This is a genomic window from Streptomyces sp. BE20 (genome assembly GCF_036322525.1).
Lineage (GTDB): Bacteria > Actinomycetota > Actinomycetes > Streptomycetales > Streptomycetaceae > Kitasatospora.
Genome location: NZ_JAQYWW010001185.1, coordinates 1 through 328, shown reverse-complemented (window position 1 = coordinate 328; position 328 = coordinate 1). Strand labels below are relative to the sequence as shown.

Here is a 328-nt window from a genome sequence, read left to right as displayed (position 1 = left end):
GGTGAAGGGCGACAGCGAGTGCGGAAAGACCAAACTGCTGAAGACCCTCGCCGCCGGCCTTATCGCGCGGCACGGCGCCGACGAACTGGACTTCGCCGTCATGGACCCCCGGCGCACCCAGCGCTTCGTGATCACGGACGAGGACAGCTGCGGCTACGCCTACAACGCCCGGATGTGCGCGCGCCTGGAGGCCGGCGTCACCACCGAGCTGGACCGCCGGCCGCCCGACGAGAACGCGCCCCTGGCCGCACTGGAAGCCGGCAGCAGGCGCCGCGGCCCGAGGATCGAGGTGCTCGACGACGTCTCCGACGTGCTCACCACCACCGTC

General features: G+C 71.3%; 1 protein-coding gene. It reads left to right on the top strand.

Features of this window, described 5'->3' with window-relative positions:
* The coding region (locus PUR61_RS37675; RefSeq protein WP_329884158.1) for a hypothetical protein at positions 1–328 on the top strand (328 nt) is incomplete at both ends.